General features: G+C 57.1%; 14 protein-coding genes. 8 read left to right on the plus strand and 6 right to left on the minus strand.

The genetic code is table 11. The annotated features are described in order from the left end of the window. The first annotated feature begins 326 nt into the window (after positions 1 to 326). From J3P88_RS25250 to J3P88_RS25265, 4 genes are all read left to right on the plus strand, one after another. Positions 327 to 1,565: an ABC-three component system protein gene (locus J3P88_RS25250; protein WP_434572230.1), complete on the plus strand. Its 1,239-nt coding sequence runs from the start codon at positions 327 to 329 to the stop codon at positions 1,563 to 1,565. Then, positions 1,543 to 2,208, plus strand: coding sequence for an ABC-three component system middle component 1 (locus J3P88_RS25255; RefSeq protein WP_434572232.1), 666 nt, complete (start codon positions 1,543 to 1,545; stop codon positions 2,206 to 2,208). The genes J3P88_RS25250 and J3P88_RS25255 overlap by 23 nt, the downstream gene beginning before the upstream one ends. After that, positions 2,183 to 4,510, plus strand: coding sequence for an AAA family ATPase (locus J3P88_RS25260; RefSeq protein ID WP_434572234.1), 2,328 nt, complete (start codon positions 2,183 to 2,185; stop codon positions 4,508 to 4,510). Before J3P88_RS25255 ends, J3P88_RS25260 begins: the two co-directional genes overlap by 26 nt. A gap of 265 nt (positions 4,511 to 4,775) precedes the next feature. Then, positions 4,776 to 5,639 carry a hypothetical protein gene (locus J3P88_RS25265; RefSeq protein ID WP_434572236.1) on the plus strand — a complete coding sequence of 288 codons (864 nt, stop codon included), beginning with the start codon at positions 4,776 to 4,778 and terminating at the stop codon, positions 5,637 to 5,639. Between the two features lie 172 nt (positions 5,640 to 5,811). Here the strand turns inward: J3P88_RS25265 and J3P88_RS25270 are convergent, their stop codons facing one another. Together J3P88_RS25270 and J3P88_RS25275 are read right to left on the minus strand one after the other, a co-directional pair. Next, on the minus strand, positions 5,812 to 6,171 hold the full coding sequence (locus J3P88_RS25270) for a DUF6124 family protein (RefSeq protein WP_434572238.1): 360 nt from the start codon (positions 6,169 to 6,171) through the stop codon (positions 5,812 to 5,814). 508 nt (positions 6,172 to 6,679) lie between these two features. After that, on the minus strand, positions 6,680 to 7,246 hold the full coding sequence (locus J3P88_RS25275; RefSeq protein WP_186705385.1) for a helix-turn-helix domain-containing protein: 567 nt from the start codon (positions 7,244 to 7,246) through the stop codon (positions 6,680 to 6,682). Between the two features lie 150 nt (positions 7,247 to 7,396). Here J3P88_RS25275 and J3P88_RS25280 point away from each other — a divergent pair, with 150 nt between their 5' ends. The 4 genes from J3P88_RS25280 to J3P88_RS25295 all read left to right on the plus strand — a co-directional run bounded on the left by J3P88_RS25280 (position 7,397) and on the right by J3P88_RS25295 (position 11,499). Continuing rightward, positions 7,397 to 8,179 (plus strand): aldolase, encoded by a 783-nt coding sequence (locus J3P88_RS25280; protein ID WP_434572240.1) that lies wholly within the window; start codon positions 7,397 to 7,399, stop codon positions 8,177 to 8,179. 19 nt (positions 8,180 to 8,198) lie between these two features. After that, on the plus strand, positions 8,199 to 9,086 hold the full coding sequence (locus J3P88_RS25285) for a dihydrodipicolinate synthase family protein (RefSeq protein ID WP_434572242.1): 888 nt from the start codon (positions 8,199 to 8,201) through the stop codon (positions 9,084 to 9,086). A 96-nt stretch (positions 9,087 to 9,182) separates the two neighbouring features. Next, on the plus strand, positions 9,183 to 9,464 hold the full coding sequence (locus J3P88_RS25290) for a Rho-binding antiterminator (protein ID WP_186705382.1): 282 nt from the start codon (positions 9,183 to 9,185) through the stop codon (positions 9,462 to 9,464). 949 nt (positions 9,465 to 10,413) lie between these two features. Continuing rightward, positions 10,414 to 11,499: a diguanylate cyclase domain-containing protein gene (locus J3P88_RS25295; protein WP_434572244.1), complete on the plus strand. Its 1,086-nt coding sequence runs from the start codon at positions 10,414 to 10,416 to the stop codon at positions 11,497 to 11,499. On the opposite strand, the gene J3P88_RS25300 is transcribed toward J3P88_RS25295, so the two are convergent. From J3P88_RS25300 to J3P88_RS25315, 4 genes are all read right to left on the minus strand, one after another. Next, entirely contained in the window at positions 11,483 to 13,834 is a 2,352-nt protein-coding gene (locus tag J3P88_RS25300; RefSeq protein WP_434572246.1) for a TonB-dependent receptor, read from the minus strand. The two genes, J3P88_RS25295 and J3P88_RS25300, sit on opposite strands and share 17 nt — an antisense overlap. Before the next feature lies 1 nt (position 13,835). Then, a complete protein-coding gene (locus J3P88_RS25305; RefSeq protein WP_434572248.1) occupies positions 13,836 to 16,232 on the minus strand; it encodes a 7TM-DISM domain-containing protein in 2,397 nt (798 codons plus the stop codon). After that, positions 16,232 to 17,068: a response regulator transcription factor gene (locus J3P88_RS25310; protein WP_434572250.1), complete on the minus strand. Its 837-nt coding sequence runs from the start codon at positions 17,066 to 17,068 to the stop codon at positions 16,232 to 16,234. Before J3P88_RS25310 ends, J3P88_RS25305 begins: the two co-directional genes overlap by 1 nt. Positions 17,069 to 18,543: 1,475 nt before the next feature. Continuing rightward, positions 18,544 to 20,208, minus strand: coding sequence for a ShlB/FhaC/HecB family hemolysin secretion/activation protein (locus J3P88_RS25315; RefSeq protein ID WP_434572252.1), 1,665 nt, complete (start codon positions 20,206 to 20,208; stop codon positions 18,544 to 18,546). Positions 20,209 to 20,298 lie beyond the last annotated feature (90 nt).

The following is a 20,298-nucleotide window of genomic DNA, read 5'->3' on the forward strand; positions in this document are numbered from 1 at the left end:
AGGCCGCAATCAGCCAAAAACGGGCCTATAGTTCACCCAATGCTCGCAGCCGGTTACATGGTCAATCGAAGTGATGAGCACTCAGCGTGGGTGCCCCGCAGCCACCAGTGCGGGACACGAAGCCGAAATCCGAGGATTCAAAGTTGAATCTGACAAGAGCGGGTGCTGGTTCTACCGAAATATTGGCCGACGGCTAAGCCCATTCATAATTCCTCAACAATCTCAAGTCCTGCCCAGTCCGACCAAAGGCACGGATCAGAGATGCTCTTCTCATGATATCGTTGGGCCACTTATGAAAAGATTCATCACCTATGGATGGAGTCAACGTGAGCGAAGAAGAACAATATCCACACAGTGCCGTTTCTTCTTGGAGCGGCTTTGTATACCAAGGGAAAATAGCCCTATACCACTGCCTTAAGTTAATACATGAAGGCGATGTTGATTTTGAGCTACAGCTAGATAGTACCGACGACTTTGCAATATACAAAAGTGGAATCTTAGTCAGCGCTCACCAAGTCAAAGCAAAGATAGGAAAGTATCGCTCAAATTATAGTGAAGCGTTAGAAAAGTCAACAATAATAGAGCTAGACAGAGTCAAAGGAACCATTCGATATTTCCATATATCTATCGCGATTTCAAATACGAGTGACTACAAGGGTGACAGCGGTGAAGTTGTAAAATTTTATCCTTATGGTGACGACAAGCATTGCAGCCTAGGGAGTATCGAGGAACTCACAAAGTCACTTATCGCAAAAATATGCAAAATTAAAGCGATTAATTTAAGCGAAAAACTTTTAAATCTAAACTACTGTTTGCTATCAGAAAAGATCAGCTCAAAGGCAATCGAAATTCATAAAATGATCCAGATGGACGGAGATACTGAAAGAAGAGCTGCATACTCAAATAGGATTATGGGCCAAAATATTTTTGATGACATTATCAACAACAACCCTTATAACGACGCGGACTACTATGCTGTAGATCTTAAGAGCAGGCTTCACGCGCATCTTGAAGATAGACTGGAACAATCATTGCCAGGTATGACAGATGCCGGGTATGAGAGAGCTCGGAATTTATACGAACATATCCGGGTGACTCAAGCCAACGAACTGAAGTGTTTGTGCCAGCTCATGAAACCGTCAGAGCGATTTACTCTTATTCAAAGGGCGGACATCAGAAAATATACAGGACTGATCCAGGAGTTGGGTATAGAGCCGATACTCATCAGACTCCCCCATTACTTATGCAAAAATCATAAATTTTATATCCCTACAGCTCTCGACCTGCCAGAAATTGAGGAAAACAGCTATTGCGCTTCAGATATTCGCAGCGAAATGAGCAGCAATGACGACCTGCTCGAGCTGCTATTCGAGTACAACAATCTCATAGCTTACAGGGCTAAAGAGTCCTTCATGATTGAAACCAAGTATACCGTCAGCTCAGAGTTTTCCGGACAAGATACACAAGAGCAAGCCGACAGCCATATTATAAAAAAACTATGTATAAGCATCTTAACCAAGGAAGAAGCCGAGGCTCGACTAAATGATCATTGCACTCATCGATGAAGCCCTAATCGCGCATCAGTTTGTAAAAGAACTGGAAACAGATGTAACGCGATATTATAAGAGAGAGATTGGCGATGCAGTCCGGTTTGCGATACTTCACAGATTGGACGAGCTTTCTACGCCGAAAGAACTAAATTCAGCCATCATTCAATCGACTCCCGACAATTTCAAAAACGATCCTTCCTACAAAAAAAATTGCGACCTGATATGCATTCATCACCTTAAACAACTTTCAGAATTCAAAATACACGAAGAGGAAATATTTGCCATAGAAGAAGACCCTTACCATTTCAAAAAATATGTTCTCTACTACAGCGACGCAGAAGAGAAAGTTTTACAAGACCAAACCTATGAAAATATCCATACCACCATCACAAACAAAGAACTATTCAATGAATACAAAATGAAACCGCTAACGGCAACGCAATACAGCGCTGCTGCGAAAATATTTATCAAGCTACCTTTCCTTGAACTACCCTTCATCAAGAGAGATCTTGTTCCCTTGCGACTACAAACAGAAGAGGCCGTAAGCGAGGAGGGCCTTACCAAAACTTATGAGAGCATACTGCGCTTCTCCAGTGCTAACGTCGACGACTTGATCAAGGAAATGATTAGTGATGAATTGGCAAATATCCAGAATTGAAGTCTCTAACTTCAAAGCATTCAAAAATGTTTTGCTAAACCTCGACAATTCATCGCTGCTCACTCTAGATGGCCCTAATGGATTTGGAAAGACCAGCATCTTTGACGCCATCGAGCTGCTGCTCACGGGACAGATTAAAAGGATCGACAATCTTTTTACCACGCTGATGAGCAAAAAACAGGTAAATTATGATGACAACCTGTTCTGGAACATCCGCTCTGGTGAAAAAGACCTGACAATCAAGATCGAATTCGTTAACCAAGAACGCACAATTACACTGGCAAGATATGCAACCTCTAAGTCTTTGAAGCAGAAAGCGTTAAATCGCGCCGATAGTTTTTCACAGTTTCTTCTTTATGAGCTACCGGAGTTCCCGTCGACCGATTACGCGCTAGATAATTTACGTAAAAATGAATATATCGACGAACTCTTCGGCGAAAACTTTCGAGAAAATTTTTCGTTTTTGAACTACTTAGAACAGGGGCAAAACCCACTGCTCTTTTCGAAGGTAGAGAGTAGAAAAGATGCCTTAGGTAATCTTTTTAACACCACAGACATTCTGACTGAAATTGAGAACTGCAAGGCTATTCAACGCCGACTCACAAAGTTTCTCAGCGATACTGATCGAAAAACTAAAGAAAGTGAATTGATTGCCGAGGGTGAATCGCTTCGAGCCATGGCTCAAGCTGAGCTTGGCAGTGTGGAGTACAAAAAACTTTCAACCGCAGATCAGCAGGCCGGTTGGGACAAAGAGGATCTCTTCCCAACTTACTCATCCGAAATATTGGATCAATATCTAGACTCCACACGTCGACTTCAGGAGCTCCTGCTCCTTAAAAGCGCTGTGCAAATAAGATTTCAGAATGATCGCATTGACACCTATGTTGAGCAAAACATGGAGTCTCTGCGCAGCGTCGCTCAGTTTGGCAATGACCTCAACAACCTGGACACTTTAGAGAACGTAAAGAAAGAGCTAGATCTGCTCGCGAAAGCTAAAGCCGCTATCCAGCGCGGTACGACTGCCATCACCCTCGCAGAGGTTCAGGCCCTGCCCAGTTGGGAACCTGACCGCCAGAAATGGTTTGAAGAGCAAATTACGACTCGCAACAGTCTTTCCCAACAGAATCAAACAAATGCCACCATCGTGGCTGAACTGGCTCGCCTGAAGATCCAGTTACTTGAGGAACACGCGAAGATCCACCCTGACGACCCGAACTGCCCATTGTGCGGTGCCGACTGGCAGAAGCACCAGGCCATGCTGGATGCGATCCAGGGTAGATCTCAACAGATCGTCAGCACGCTGGGCGCTGATGGGAAGGCGCTCGTCGATCTGACTACTCGCATGACCGAGGAACTGGTGCCGATAGCTGTATACATACAGTCTAGGGAAATAACACTGTCGAATGACTACAACGAGGCCCTACACACCGCCCTAGAACGCGCAAGAGTTCGCTTAACAAGCATTCAACAGCTGGCCGAACGACTTAAAACTACAGGCACACCGATCAATTACCTGTTCTCAGTGAATGCAGAGATCGTGGAAGAACGCCTGCTAGAGCTCATTACTTCGATCCGCACAAAGAAGAGCCTTGAGACTGAGACACTACCCGAGGACTGGCGGCAAACCATTGGTACGACCTTCAAGGCCATTGAAGACTTCTATATTCTCGAGCAGCATGACCTAGCCACCAAGATCCAATACATTTCTATTAAGGCCAATGAAGCACGAAACACTAAGTTGCAAAAATCCCTTGGATCTCTGCAAAAAATTCAACGGGAGAATGAAGCAGCAACGCGTGTAAGCCAGAAGGTCAAGAGACTACGTGACACTCTGGAGCGGGTAGAGCGCTCGTACTCTGACCACACCATTTCAGAGATTGAGTTGATCTTCCATATCTACAGCGGGCGACTCATACAGAACTATCAGCGCGGATTAGGCTTATTCATCGAGAGTCGCGAAGGTAAGCAACTGCGGTTTCTGACCGCTGAAAAGTCTGATCATGATGCCGTACTCTCCATGAGTTCGGGGCAGGTGTCAGCACTTAGTCTGGCGTTCTTCCTCTCCCTAAACAAAGTGTACGCAGATGTCCCGCTGATCCTCATTGATGACCCCGCTCAGTCTTTAGACGAAGTGAACGTAGCGTCGCTCACCGACCTGCTTCGCTGCGAATTGAAGCATCGTCAGCTTATAGTATCGTCACACGAGGAAGACATTTCATCGTACATGCGATACCGCTTTACCAAGGCAGGATTGAGTACCCGCTCCCTGAACATGCAGCACTTGGCTAAAGAGGCGTCCTAAGATGATGGTCGAAACGACCTAGTAGGGTCGGGTGGCTATCCTCCTATTGGGTAGCTGGGTGACCTGCCGCTAACGAAATGCTGCGGGTTTCCGCCCCCGTAAGACTAAGGTTTCTAAAGGGGCCCCGCCGCATTCGCGAGCGGCCTACCATAGACATAGGTACATTACGCGGGTAGCTTCTGCTTCCGTTTCACGTTCACGAGCTTGTGCTATGTGTTGAGAATTTTTATATCGAATAACAATCCAACGAGACGAAGGTAAGAACATGGACTGGTTAGATATCTACAGCCTGGGTAACAGCACAAGACTGATTAGAAAATTTCTGATTGACATGGCATCGATGGAAGCTGACATTGCTTTGACGGGCTTATTTATTACTAGAAAGCTTGAATCGTTTGAAAATGCCATAGCGGTGATGGACGAATTCCCAGAGAAATTCACTTCCATCAAAAGAAATATTGCGCACATCGACAGAGAAACGCATCTTACGCTAGAGCACTTAGAAAAGGACGCACTATTAATTGAGCAAATCTCATTAATCAATTTAAAACTGCAGATGTCTCGCCCCCCTACACCAACATCATTTCTCAAAGGGTTCGCAAGATCATTCACGTACGTTCGTCTCTTCTCCCCTGCTGCAACACGCCTATTCGGCGAGGAAAGTATTTCAATTGAGCGAACCATCGTTAACTGTGACAAATTAATCTCTACACTTAAAATAGCTGAAGAAATAGTTCATCACCGAGCGACACTTGACAACGAAATATTTAAGCCTTCGCGACTAAAAGAAAGCGTTGTTATCGAAATGATAGACAATGCATCACAACTGATTGAAAACTCACGCTCACTAAATTACGAAACGAGAGTCTTAATCAATGAACACTTAGCAGAAATAAAAGCCGAAGCGCAGTCGAAGGCACCAAAGTGGCAAAACATCATCGGTTCTCTCATGATCGTTGCCGCAATGACTAGCAGCTTGGCAGATGCTCCAGGAGCAGCCCAAACGCTCCAAGCATTGATCCGGTACATCGTAGGAACATCGGTCATAAAACCAGAAGTGCCCTACCTGCCGGCGCCAACCGAACAAAAGACCGAGGATTTAGACTTTTTCAGTGGAATACCAACGTAAAGAACCTCACATGGATTCGTCCTTTCAGCAGGCTATAGAAGTCTGTATTCCTACGTGATAAATCAGCTATAAACCCGTTTATATAGATCTTTCTGGCCCCCTCGGACACAAAAAAAGGTCTTGCCAAGCAAGACCTTTTTTCAATCCAGTGTCAGAGCTTAGCCCTGCCGCGCTACCTCACCTCAACAATATCCAACGCCCGATTCGCCAACAGCTCACTCACCTCAATCACTTGCAAAATCCCCAACGCAACCCGCCTTCGCGACCCATCCAGGTCAAACGCCAGATCACTAATCATCGCATTCGCCGAAGCCAGGTTCTCACTCAGATTCGCCAGCAAACACTCAGAATCCACGCTCGGATCAATCTGCAAAATGGAGTCTGTCTTGTCAGACGTTTCGCCCTTAGGCTTGGGTTTCAGGTAGTAATCCAAGGCGCGAGTGGCTGCCTCGTCGAGTTTCTTGTTGCGTGCAGACTGCGCACGGGATGTGGGTTCATCTGTAACTGGAGGATTCGGTGTAATTTTGACCATGGTCTTAACTCTCTGGTTGAGGCCACGACCCGTTCGCTGCTAAACGAATTGGGAGGCAGCTGTACGCAGGTTAGCAGACCGACGAGTTAAGAAATCGGCGCGTCCGAGGACGCCCTGCGCACAGCCACCATCGAGCGCAGGGATGGGGATTCCTGACTGACGATGCGTCGTGCGACTTAACTCGGCGAGCTGCTAAACCCGATCACTGATGAGCAGTGACAGATCCCAAACTACCGACGCAGCCCCAGGCGCACAAGCCGGCGGATTCTGGCGTAGTTGTAGGCAAAGGCGCAAGGCGCTGTGGCTTGGCGGGCCTTGTCGCTGGTGTCTGTCGGTCTTTACTGACAGGACGTCACTCGACTGGTCCGAGCAGGTGTCCGATGCCGTTCAATTGAGGCTGTCGAAAGATCTGTGGCAAGGCGCTCATGGGAGGGGGCTGCTGCGCAGCCCAGCGGGAGCAAGCTCCCTCGCCACGGGGTTTGGTGATTACCCAGCGAGCAACGTGGTGCTAGGCGTCTTCGCCCTTCTCTGCTGATTCAGCGCTGTGCACCACCACCAGCAACTGCGCCTGAACATCACCCACAGAGCGCAGGCGATGGGGTTTTTGCGCGTTGAAATGCAACGCATCGCCGCGATTCAACACGACGCGCTCGTTCATGAAGTCCACTTCCACCTGGCCTTCGTGAACGAACAGGAACTCCTCGCCCGTGTGTTCCTTGAACGCATGGTGCGCGGCGAATTCGGCCGGGGGGTAGAGGATGAAGGGCAGCAAGGTTCGCTCGGAAACCTGGTGAGCCAGCACGGCGTATTCAGCGCTGCCAGGGTTCGCCGCCAGGGATTGGCGGTCTTCACAGCGCACCAGGCTGTAGCTGTCGAGCGAGACGTTTTCCTCGGAGAACAACTCCTCGACTTTCACGTTCAACGCCTTGGACAGCTTGAGCGCCGTGGCGATGGAGGGCGTGCTCAGACCCCGTTCCACCTTGGAGAGGTAGCTCTTGGTCATCCCGGTTTTTTCAGCCAGGACGTCCAGCGTCACACCGAGTTTTTTTCTGAGCAATTTCAAGCGAATGGACATAGGTAACCCACATTTCCAGGGAAACGGACAATCTGCGATTGCAAATGACACTTTGTGTCATATAGTCTATTTAGTGTCATTAGCACCTCCATCCCACAGCTTCCATGACGCGGATCAAGAACGGTCAAAGAACGAATCAGGAGAACTGACATGAGCAAGACACTGGCGACGCCCAAGGACCAATTGGTCGAGCATGCTGTAAACCAGATGCAGAAATCACTGCCGGATAATACGTGGACTGTGCGACAAAAGCTGGCCCTGACCTGTCGCATCTTGTTCGAGAATGGTCACGACTCCGGCCTCGCCGGGCAGATTACTGCGCGCGGGCCGCAACCTGGCACCTACTACACCCAGCTACTGGGCCTGGGGTTTGACGAGATCACCGCCGGCAACCTGCTGTTGATCAACGAAGACCTTGAGGTTCTGGAGGGACACGGCATCCCCAACCCGGCCAACCGGTTTCACACCTGGGTCTACCGCGCCCGGCCGGATGTGAATTGCATCATCCACTCCCACCCAACCCACATCGCCGCGCTGTCGATGCTGGAAGTGCCGCTGCAGATTTCCCACATGGATCTCTGCCCGTTGTACGAAGACTGCGCGTTCCTGGAAGGCTGGCCGGGCGTGCCCGTGGGCAACGAGGAAGGCGAGTTGATCGCCGGCGCCCTGGGTGACAAGCGAGCGATTCTGCTTTCCCATCACGGTCAATTGTCCACCGGCGAGACCGTGGAAGAAGCCTGCAACATCGCCCAATTGATCGAGCGCGCCGCGAAGCTGCAATTGCTCGCCATGGCCGCCGGCGAGGTGAAGCCGATCCTGCCGCACCTGGGCCGCGAAGCTCACGACTGGATCGCCCGTCCCAAGCGTCACGCGGCCGCCTTCAACTACTACGCCCGGCAGAACCTGCGCCAACACGCCGATTGCCTGAACTGAACCCAATAGGAGCGACGCCATGTCTACCCCCAACATCCACGGCATCATCGGTTACACCATCACGCCCTTCTCCGCCGACGGCCAAGGCTTGGACCTGGACGCATTGGGCCGGTCCATCGACCGCCTGATCGACAGCGGCGTGCATGCCATCGCGCCCTTGGGCAGCACCGGCGAAGGCGCCTACCTGAGCGACGCGGAGTGGGATCAGGTCAGCGAATTCAGCATCGCCCGCGTTGCCGGCCGGGTGCCGACCGTGCTCAGCGTGTCTGACTTGACCACCGCCAAAGCGGTGCGCCGCGCGCGTTTCGCCCAGGATCACGGCGCCGATGTGGTCATGGTCTTGCCGGCTTCCTATTGGAAACTGAGCGAGGCGGAAATCCTCAGGCACTACCAGACCATCGGCGCCAGCATCGATGTGCCGATCATGCTTTACAACAACCCGGCCACCAGCGGCATCGACATGTCCGTGGACTTGATCCTGCGAATTTTCAACGCCGTGGATAACGTCACCATGGTCAAGGAAAGCACCGGCGACATTCAGCGCATGCACAAGCTGCAACTGCTGGGCGAAGGCCAGGTGCCGTTCTACAACGGCTGCAACCCACTGGCGCTGGAAGCCTTCGCGGCCGGTGCCAAGGGCTGGTGCACTGCCGCGCCGAACCTCATTCCGCAACTCAATCTCGACCTGTACGCGGCCGTGTTGGCCAACGACCTGAGCAAAGCCCGGGCGCTGTTCTATCGTCAATTGCCGCTGCTGGATTTCATCCTCAAGGGCGGCTTGCCCGCTACCATCAAGGCTGGTCTGCGCACCCTCGGCCTGGAAGTCGGCGACCCGCGCTTGCCGGTGTTTCCGCTCGACGAGTCGGGGAATGACCGGTTGCAAGCGATGCTGAAGCAACTGCTCTGATTCGCCCTGCCCTGCGACCCGGCGGGTGGCGACTCAAAACGTCAACCTGTCGGTCGCTTCACTTCATTCTCAAACTGCAAAACGGCGAGGCGTGAGATGGACACCTATAAACCGCTGCACTGTGACCTGCACGACTACCTGGAGATTGCCTGCCTGTGCGGCTATACGCTGGACATCGAACTGACTGACGGCCAACGCGTGACGGCTCGGGCGATTACTACGCGGACCGCTTCCACGCGGGAAGAGTTTCTCGAAATCGAAACGGCGGACGGTCGTCAGGAGATTCGTCTTGATCGTTTATTGGCGATTACGCCGCTGGATAAGAACGCGAGGTTTGGGCGGGTTGTGTTGATGGCCGGTGACCAGGCAGGCCATTGAGATGGGTCCTTGAGTCGCGCGGGGCGGGTTTTCGTCCCGTGAGGTTGGGTCGGCTTGAATACTCGTTGACTGACGCGCCGCTATTCGCGAGCAGGCTCGCTCCCACAGGGGGCGCGTTGTGCCTGGATTCATTGGACATCCGGTTATCCCGTGGCGAGGGAGCTTGCTCCCGCTGGGCTGCGCAGCAGTCCCAATCAGCCGGCCCTAACGGTCCCCAATGCTGAACTTTTTCCCGCTGGGCTGCGTGGCGGCCGTTTTGTGAGCGCTTCGCACTGGAGCGCCAGCCCGGTCAAGCGGGAGCAAGCTCCCTCGCCACGGGCTCATCGTCGTTCCTGAATGAGTGGTAGTTCAATGACTGACAGACTCATCCATCACCTTCTCCGAACAACCCCCCCTTTTCGCACGCCCAAGAACTCAAGAAAAAACGCCCACTCAAATTTCCTAGGCGCACGCACAAACCCATCAGCCAGTTTATCGACCTCGGCTCTCGCTCCCTCTGCGCTGTCATACGTCAGCGCGCAGACCGTTCCATCTGGAAAAAAGACGCTGTAATCATAACGAGGCCCCACCCAAATCCCATCGGCCGCCCACCGGGCTTTTGTTGATCACGCAGCCTTTGTAGTTTTCTACGAATTCCATATCGCACCTCACGAAATCAAGCACCGTGATAGCGCGACACGTTTCGAGCGAAATCTCGCGATATCGCCTTCAGCATACGGCCCTCGAAAATTCTCGCGCACCAGTAGGAAATGACAGTAATTAATAACAACCAGCCACAAGCACGCAGTCATTAATTCTGTTTGGCTATAAACCCCTCAAAAATTCTTTCCACTCCATCCCTTCCCGCAAAGCCCACATCCTCTCCAGCAAACGCCCCTCCAGTTCCCCGCCTCGATAATCCCCGCTTCAGAAACCCCAAGCGCTGCAACCGAGCCCCCGTGTACCTCCCATGAACCTACGCACCTTCATTCGCAGCTATTGCCTCAACGCCAGGCTCGCCACGAATGCCCTGACCCGCCTGCACAAATCCCTCTCGTCCCTGACCGCCTATCTGGCCCAGCAAGGCTTCGATTCCAACCTATGGCCCGCCACCCGTGACGAAGCCACACTGGACAACCGCATCAGCACCCTCTGCCCAGAGCTGGCCACCACCGTATTCAGCCACGCCCGCGAGGGCATCATCCTCGTCGACCCCTACGGTCGGGTCATCGCCGTGAACGAAGCCTTCTCCCGCCTCACCGGTTACAGCCAGGAAGAGGTGCAGGGCCGCGAGTTGAATTCCCACCGCATGGTCCGTCGCCTCACCGCCTTTTACGCCCCCATGAAAAACGCCCTGGATTTCCACGGCCATTGGTCCGGCGAGATCCAAAGCAACCACAAGGACGGCCGGGAGATGACGTCGCGGATCAGCATCAGCGCGGTGCACGACCGGCACGGCAATGTTCAGCACTACGTAGCGCTGCTCGGCGACATGACGCAGATGAAGCAGCGTCTGCAGTTGCTGGAGCGGGATGCGCGGTATGACGCGCTCACGCAATTGCCCAATCGGTTGTTGTTGGCCGAGCGGATGCGGCAGGCGTTGGGCAAGGCGCGGATTCATCAGCAGAAGATGGCGATTGCGTTTATCGACCTGGATGGGTTCAAGGCGTTGAACGACAGTTATGGGCATGACTGGGGGGATCGGGTGTTGCAGATTGTCGCGGCGCGGATCAATGCGACGTTGCGGGACGGCGATACGTTGGCGCGCCTTGGGGGTGATGAGTTTGTCGCTGGGCTGGTGGGTTTGCATGCCGAGGAGGACAGCGAGCCGTTGCTCAAGCGGATGCTGGCGGCGGCGAATGCACCGATTTTGATTGGCGCGCAGACGGTGGAGATCGCCGCGAGTATTGGGGTGGCGTTTTACCCTGAGCATGGACAGGAGATCGATGGGCTGATCAGTAAGGCGGATCAGGCGATGTATCTGTCGAAGAAGGCCGGCGGCAATCGCTTGGCGTTTTGTCCGACCCGGTTTATTTCGCTCAATAGCGAAGCCTGACGGTGGTGCCGAGGGTGCGTTCGCTGCCGGTCATGACGCCGTAGTCGCCGGCGCCGAGCAATGAGTAGACGGCGGTGATGTACTGGCGGTCGAAGACGTTGCGCACCCAGCCTTCCACTTCCCACGAACGGTCCTGGCTGCGCAGGCCCAGGCGCAGGTTGGTGAGGCCGTAGCTGGGTTGATAGCTGCCTTCGCCGCCTTCAAGGGTGCCGTAGTAGCCGGTGCGGAAGCTGTAGTCGATGCCGCTGAAAGCTTCCAGGCCGTAGGGCAGCGGCTGGGTGTGGTCGAGGCCGCTGCTGAGGTTCCATTCCGGGGCGTTGTAGAGGCGCTCGCCGCTGAGGTCGCAGGTCCATTGGCCCGAGGCCGGCGGGCACGGGGCGTTGGGGAAGCTGCGGTAGCGCGCGTCACTCCAGGCCACGCCCAGGCGGCCGGTGAGTCGGGGGGTGAGTTGCCAGGCGGAATCGAGTTCGATGCCGCGCAGGCGGACTTTGCCGACGTTGATCAGGTTGTCCCGCAGGGGGGGCGCGAACAGCGAGGTGGGCGGGCTGTAGGTGAGCGCTTGGTAATCGTCGACGTCGGTCTGGTAGACGGCGAGGTTGAGCAAGGCGCGTTGATCCCAGAGCCGTGTCTTCATGCCCACTTCCAGGGACGTGGCGCGCTCCGGCTCGAAGGTGGGTTCGGTGAACGGGCCGATCACGTCGAAGTTGATGCCGCCGGCCTTGTAGCCTCGCGACCAACTGACGTAGCCCATCACCGCGTCGGTGAAGCGGTAGCTGGCGCTGAGCAGGCCTGAGACGTTGTCTTCTTTGATCGAGTCTTCGCGGTAATAAGCGCTGCCGAGGGCGATGTCGCGGAGCAGTTGCCCACCGGCCTGGAACACCGGGGGCAAACCCGTCAGCGGAGCGAGGTTGCTGACGTCGCGGGAGACCCAGCCGTCCTTGCGTTCCTGGCTGTAGCGCAGGCCACCGGTGAATTCCAACGGGTCGATTGGGCGCCAGGAGAGCTGGCCGAAAATGGCGCGGCTGTCGCCCTTCTGTTCGCCGTCATAGCGTTGCCGGGCGCCATCGAGCAGCACCGAAGGCACCTGCCTCGGATCGGTGAGGCTGACGCCGAATATTTTTTGCAGTGCCTCCAGTTGATCACCGACGAACCAGGGCGCGGCGTCCGGGCCAAATTCGGCGTCGATCTGCCGGTCGAGTTGTTGGCGCAAGTAATAGAGCCCGGCGACATAATCGACGGACGAGCCGGCGCTGCCGGAAAGGCGCCATTCCTGGCTGAACTGCCGATGGCCCAGGTCAGTTTCGGATTGGGCCACCGACAGCGCGGTGCTGTCGCCGTCGCGGCTGGCGCGGTAGTCCCAGTCGCGGTAGGCGGTGATGCTGGTGAAACGCATCGCCTCGTCCAAGTCCCAATTCAATTCCAGCGACACACCGTTTTGCAGGGTTCGCGGGCGCCCCGGCGCGTCGATGCGGTTTTCCCGTTGGTAAGGGTCGGGCTCCGCCAGCGGATAGCCAAGGAATTTGGCGCGTTTGCGGGTTTGCTCGCTGTAGTGATTGACCAACAGGACGTTGCCGGCGTCGTTCTGCTCGGCGTAGTCGGCGATCAGGCGGGCGCTGAAGTCGCTGTTCGGCGTCCACAGCAATTGGCCGCGCAGGCCTTGGCTGTCGGAATCGCCGAGGCGGCTGCCGTCTTGCAGGTTTTCAACGGCGCCTTCGCTGGCGCCGTCGAATACGTTGAGTCGCCCGGCCAGTACGTCGTCTTGCAGCGGCCCGGAAAGCGTCCCGCGATATTCCCGCAGACCGCGCTCACCGTAAGTCGCTTCGAGATTGGCTTCGGGCTGGAACGTTGGTTGTTTGGTGATGATGTTCAACGCGCCGGCGGTGGTGTTCTTGCCGAACAAGGTGCCTTGGGGCCCGCGCAGGACTTCGATGCGTTCGATGTCCATCAACTCGGTGAACGCCATGCCCTGGCGCGCCTGGTAAACACCGTCGACGTAGGTGCCGACGCTGCCTTCCAGGCCATCGTTGTAGGCGGTGGCGCCGAAGCCGCGCAGGCCGAAGCCGGCGTAACGGGCGTCGTGACCGGAGACCACCAGGCCCGGAACCCGTTGCTGGATGTCTTGCAGTCGATGCAGGCCGGCTTCGTCCAGCTGATCGCCGTAGAGGACGTTGATCGGGATCGGCACGTCTTGCGGGTCTTCTTCGCGGCGGCGAGCGGTGACGGTGGTTTCGTCGAGCGTGAGGGCGCCAGGCGCCTCTTGCGCGGCATGGGCCGATGCCCAGGGCAACGCGAAGAGGCCGCCGAGCAAGAGCAGCCGATAACCCAGACCCGGCATGCTAGAACTCCCGGGCCATTTCGCGATGCTCCGTGTCCGGGCAAACCAATGTATTGATCCGTGCCAGCAGTTCGCGGCTGTCGGCGGGCTTGAGCAGTGCCGCGTCGAAGGCCAGGCCTTGCGGGTAACCTTCCGGCCTGCGTGGCGGGATCGCTGAATACAGCATCACGGGCAGCTCGTGCCCATGGTCGCGCACGTGTCGCAGCAGTTCCCAACCGTCCATGCCGGGCATCATCTGGTCGCTGATCAGCAGGTCGACCGGTTGATCAGCCAGGCAGGCCAAGGCGTCTTTGCCGTTCGCCGCGATGCTGACGTCGAAGCCGTAGCCGGCCAGCAGGTCGTAGAGCCACTCAGTGTTTTGTTCGATGTCGTCCACCAGCAGTACGTGTTTGCCCTGGCCATCGAGCGGCGTGAAGTTGTTGTCGACGATGCCATTCTCCAGGTCGTGTTCCTGGGCGCATTTGAGTTGCAGGCGAAAACTGAAGTGGCTGCCCTGCCCGGTGGCCTGGGGTTCGAGACGGCTGTCCATGCGCTCCAGCAGTTGCGTGACGATGGACAGGCCCAGCCCGCTACCTTCGTAGCGTTGCGCGTTGCTGCCACGGCGGAACGGTTGCAGCAGTTGTTCGAATTCTTGCGGGTCGATGCCGATGCCGGTGTCGATCACGCTGAAGCGCAGCTCCACGGTGTCAGCGGCGGTACCCGGGGAACAGCTCACTTCGAAACGGATCTGGCCGTCGCGGGTGAATTTTGCCGCGTTCGCCAACAGGTTCATGAGCACCTGCCGAAGCCGCTTGAAGTCAGCCTCCACCAGGGGCGGCAGGTCCTGCGCCAGCACCGCGTTGAAGCTGTTGCCCTGGCGCGCGGCGAGGAAGCCAGCCTCGTCGGCGACCTCCTGGAGGAAGCCGTACAGGTAGGCAGGCGCGAGGGTCAGTTGCATTTGCTCCAGTTCGCCACGGGAAAACTCGAGCATCTCGTCGATCAGTTCCAGTTGTTGGCGGGCGTTGCGCTCGATGGTGGCTTGATAGTCGCGGTTCGACCCCGCATGGAGCAGGCGCGCATAGTCGATGATGCGCACCAGCGGCGAGCGCAGGTCGTGGCTGATCCGCGCCATCAACGCACTGCGGGCCGCGAGGGATTCGCGCAACTGCGAGGTGCGCAGCGCCACGGTGCTTTCCAGGCGTTCCTGTTCGGCCTGGCGTTGTTGTTCGAGGCTCGACAGGGCGTGCTTTTCGCGGTTGCGGCTGCGGCTGACTTCCATGATCAATGTGAAGACCAGCAATACCACGCCCGGCAGGGCCGACGATAAGCTGTTTTTGCTTTCCGGCGCTTGCCAGGGCAACTGTTCCTGGGGAAAAAACCACCGCATCAGCATTTGCCCAACCAACAGCCCTGGCACCAGCCAGGCCATCCAGTTGTAGGGCAGACGCCTGCGCCACGCCATAAACAAGGTGGGGACCAGCGCACCGTAGAAACTCATCAGCGAGATTTGGACAATTAGCGCGCCCTGGACCGGGTCGACCTTGAGCCACCAGAGGCGGCCGAAGACACAGCCCAACAGCGGCACCCAGTAGCTCCAGCCAATGATCTTGGGCAATTGGGAAACCTGCAACAGCACGCGCATGTAGGCCAGGAACAGGACGATCGAGGTTGCACTGGTGAACGTCAGCAGCTCGCGTGTCCAGCCCAGTGCGCTGGGCCAGTAGATCAGGTAGCCATTGAGGATGCAGGTCAGCAGGATGTAGCTCAGGACTGCGCCGGCATTCACCGTCAGCAGTCGGGAACGGAGGATCCGGCCAACGATAAAGCCGAACGGCACGACCAGCAGGACAATGCCGAGGGTGAGTCCGTCGCTGAGGTAGGTCTGTTGCTGACTGCGCAGCAGCGCCGGTTCGGACCACAGTTCCGGCTCCAGCAACATCTGGAAATTGCTCGCCACCCGGACGAATACCGTGGCGCTCTCCCCCGCCGCCAACGACACCCGGAACGCCGGTTGACGCGCCGCCGGTTGCGGCCATTCGGCCAGGGGATAGGCGGCTCCGGCATGGGCGACACGCCCCGGTTGGTAGACACGGATGTCTTCCAGGCGCGGCGCGCCGACCACCAGCAAGCGCGAACACGCCGCAGCGCTTGAGTTGGTCAGTTGTAATTTCAACCAGAATGCAGAGCGGCTGTAACCCTGCGTCGGCCAGCTTGGGGTCGCGGCCTTGAAATCGACGTCAGGCCGTTGGGCGATTTGTTCCAGGCTCAGGTGTGCCTGGGTGTCCTCGAAAATCTGCGCCACCGGCATCAGGCTCAGAGAGTCGGTGCGGCAGATATCCACAGGCGCCGCATGCACCAGGCCTGTGGATAACAACGTTATCGTCAGGAGTAGAAACTGTAGAAGCCGCATCAGGCGCATCAGGCGCGTCCGGCCGACTGGGTTTCGGCAATGCCCAGGGCTTGCTGGCGAAACTGGCTGGGCGTCATGCCGATGCGCTGGCGGAAGGCGGTGGTGAAGTTGCAGGCGTTGCGAAAACCCACCAGTTCGGCGACGTCCTGCACGCTCATGGCGCTTTCGCAGAGCAAGTCCTGGCCGCGCCGCAATCGGGCGTCGCGAATGTAGGCAAACACGGTCATTCCCAGGTGCTCGCGAAAAATCGCGGTGAGGCGCTTTTCATGGGTGCCGACTTTTTGCGCGAGCAGGCCCAGGGACGGCATGTCGTCCAGCTGGTTTTCTATCAGTCGCATCGCCGCGCGCAGCACGATCTCATCGCCTTGCGGCTCCGGATCGGCGGGGCTTTCATGGACGGCCGGTGGCGCGCGCCAGGTCAATTGCAGGTGGATCTTGATGCGCGCCAGCACTTCTTCGGGGGCGCAGGATTTGGGGATGTAGTCCACCGCGCCCACGGTCAGCCCTTCCAATCGCTCTAACGAGGTGTTGGCCGAGGACAGGAACAGGATCGGCGTGTGCCGGGTGGCCGGTGCCTCGCGCAGTAGCCGACACAGGCTGAAGCCGTCCATTTGCGGCATGTGCACGTCCAGGACGATGAGGTCCGGGCGCAGGGCCAGTGCCCGTTGATAACCCTGGTAGGCGTCGCTGGCCAGGGAAATGCGCCAGGGCTGGGTCTTCAAGAGAATGAGCGTGGCGCGGATGTCTTCAGGCACATCGTCGATCAGCAGAATATGCGGCAACAGCTCGGACGCCGCCACGCCCCCCGCCGTCGCTGCCTGCCTTTCGTATCGTCCGTTGTCCATTCGCCAGGTCTCTTGTTGTGTTTAGCCAGGTCACTGTCGCGAAATTGCCAGGCGAGGAAACACGTATCGGGCCGGCAACAAGTCGATATAGCGGCAGGTAAGGCGAGAACTGAAGCTATCAAATTTTTGATGGGCGATAAACGGTCATGCCGACCGTGGGGTCCACTGATGCGGGACGATGCTGATGACCGTGGCGAGGGAGCTTGCTCCCGCTGGGGGGCGAAGCCGCCCCAAAGCAGCGAACCCAATCTTCCTGACTCACCGAGTAGCCTGGGTTGGGGGCCGCTGCGCAGCCCAGCGGGAGCAAGCTCCCTCGCCACAGGTGGGTGGGGCATGTGGCGGGGATAGGGAACAAGCGGTAGCTGCGCCTGGAAAAACCCAGGCGGGTGACCAATGCGGTTGATGCTGATGACCGTGGCGAGGGAGCTTGCTCCCGCTGGGCTGCGAAGCGGCCCCATAGCAGCGCACTCAATATGACTGGTACACCGAGCTGCCTGGTTTGGGGGCTGCTGCGCAGCCCAGCGGGAGCAAGCTCCCTCGCCACAGGTGGGTGGAGCATGTGGCGGGGATAGGGAACAAGCGGTAGCTGCGCCTGGAAAAACCCAGGCGGGTGACCAATGCGGTTGATGCTGATGACCGTGGCGAGGGAGCTTGCTCCCGCTGGGCTGCGAAGCGGCCCCATAGCAGCGCACTCAATATGACTGGTACACCGAGCTGCCTGGTTTGGGGGCTGCTGCGCAGCCCAGCGGGAGCAAGCTCCCTCGCCACAGGTGGGTGGGGTATGTGGCGGGGATAGGGAACAAGCGGTGGCTGCGCCTGGAAAAACCCAGGCGGGTGACCAATGCGGTTGATGCTGATGACCGTGGCGAGGGAGCTTGCTCCCGCTGGGCTGCGAAGCGGCCCCATAGCAGCGCACTCAATATGACTGGTACACCGAGCTGCCTGGTTTGGGGGCTGCTGCGCAGCCCAGCGGGAGCAAGCTCCCTCGCCACAGGTGGGTGGGGTATGTGGCGGGGATAGGGAACAAGCGGTGGCTGCGCCTGGAAAAACCCAGGCGGGTGACCAATGCGGTTGATGCTGATGACCGTGGCGAGGGAGCTTGCTCCCGCTGGGCTGCGAAGCGGCCCCAATGCAGCGCACTCAATATGACTGGTACACCGAGCTGCCTGGTTTGGGGGCTGCTGCGCAGCCCAGCGGGAGCAAGCTCCCTCGCCACAGGTGGGTGGGGTATGTGGCGGGGATAGGGAACAAGCGGTGGCTGCGCCTGGAAAAACCCAGGCGGGTGACCAATGCGGTTGATGCTGATGACCGTGGCGAGGGAGCTTGCTCCCGCTGGGCTGCGAAGCGGCCCCAATGCAGCGCACTCAATATTACTGGTACACCGAGCTGCCTGGTTTGGGGGCTGCTGCGCAGCCCAGCGGGAGCAAGCTCCCTCGCCACGGGGTTGTTGAGTACCTTGAATAAGCAGCAGTCGGTTAGAACTGGTAACCAATCTGAGCGAGCAACTGCGGGTTTTCCTGACGCGTATCGCTCTGGGCTTCACCGCCGGAGTGACGCCACGCCACCGTTGCATCGAACGAGATCTGGCCGTACTGGGCACGCAAACCCACACCGCCGCCAGAAATGCTGCGGGTGTTTTCCTCATCGGCCCACTCGTTGTGGTTGATGCGCACCTTGCCGGCATCCCAGAACAGGTAAGGCGTGAGCTTGTCGATCGGGTAGCGAAGTTCGATCTGGGTCAGCATGCCTTCGTCGCCCGAGGCTTCGCTTTGAGGATAGGCCCGCACGCCATCGATGCCACCGAGGCTGAAGTCTTCGGAAGAGTCGAGGTTGTCCTGGCTCCACTGCCCGAGGACACGGGCAAACAGCGTGAAGTTGGCGGGCAGCGCTTGCAGGCGGGCGAGATCGACGTTCACTTTGCTGAATTGGCCCTCGGTCTGGGCGGTCTGGCGGTCGCCCTCGCGCAGGGCCGAGCCCAGTTTAAGGTCACCGTAGGTCAGCGTCGCGCCGCCGTAGGTGATGCCGCCGCCGAACAAGGTGTCCCGTACGTCGAATTGCAAGCTGATGGGCAGCGAGTTGCTGCTTTTTTCAAAGCTCAGGCCCAGCACTTCGTATTTGTCCTCAAGCTCTTTGTGCTGGTATTGCCCGGCCAACATGAGGTTCGCCTGGTTGCTGCGAATGAGCGGATAACTCAAGCCAATGCTGCTGACCTCGGCGGTACCGGTCGCCCCCAGGTCGGCGAATTCCTCGCCCAGGTCGTAAGCGCTCTGGGCATAACCGACGTTGCCACGCAGGCCGGATGTGCCCAATGGCATCGAGTAGCCGAGGCTGCCGAAATACAGCTCCTCATCGGTGGCCATCACGGCGGCGCTGAGCTTGTCGCCGAGCATCATCGGGCTGTTCCAGTCACCTTGTACCGTCAGGCGATTGCGCCCCGAGTAGCGGTTGCCGTGGTTGTCCAGCGTGGCCTTGCCTTCGAAGGCCTTGGTTTTGCTCACTTGGGCATTGAGGTCGCCCGTACCGAGCTCGTCACCCGGGCGGATGACCGGACGAACCGCCACGCCCGGCAAGTCCGAAAGCACCAAGATGCTGCGCTCCAAGCGGTCACGCTCGATCACATCGCCCGGCTTCAAGTCGTCCAGGAACGGCTGCGCCTGCTCGGCCAGTTTCCCATCGTCGTTGACGGCGGTGACTTTGCCATAACGGCCTTCGATCACGGCGATGGTCAGCTCGCCATTGGCCATGCGTTGGGCCGGCAAATAGGCGCGTGCGAACGGGTAGCCGTTCTCGCGGTAGTAAAGCGTGACCTGCCGGGCGATTTCCCGCAATTCGTCCAGATCGTGAGCCTTACCCACGGCTGGCGCGACGACGCGTTGCAGGCTGGCTTCGTCGATGCGGGTGTTGTCGGTGAAACGGACAGCGTTGAGCTGGACCTTGGCGCCGCCGACTTTTTCCTGGGCCGGTTGCGGTGCTTCTACATCCAGGCGAATGCTTTGCGGCAACTCCTGCTGGGGAATCGGCAATTCCTGCAGGATCCGGCCGGCGTCGGGGATCGGGCGTGTCGGCAAGGTCGCGGCCCAGGCCTGGGAAGTGGATAACAACGCCAGACCAGCGGCGCAGGACATCAGTTTGTTATGCATTGAATAAGTCTCGAAGAATGCGGGTTGCCTGAGCCCATGACCGCGTCCGGGGGACGCGGCCAAGGGGCTCCTTCAAATGGAAAAAATGGA

This window comes from Pseudomonas sp. Z3-6 (assembly GCF_051131985.1).
Classification (GTDB): Bacteria; Pseudomonadota; Gammaproteobacteria; order Pseudomonadales; family Pseudomonadaceae; genus Aquipseudomonas; species Aquipseudomonas zanjanensis.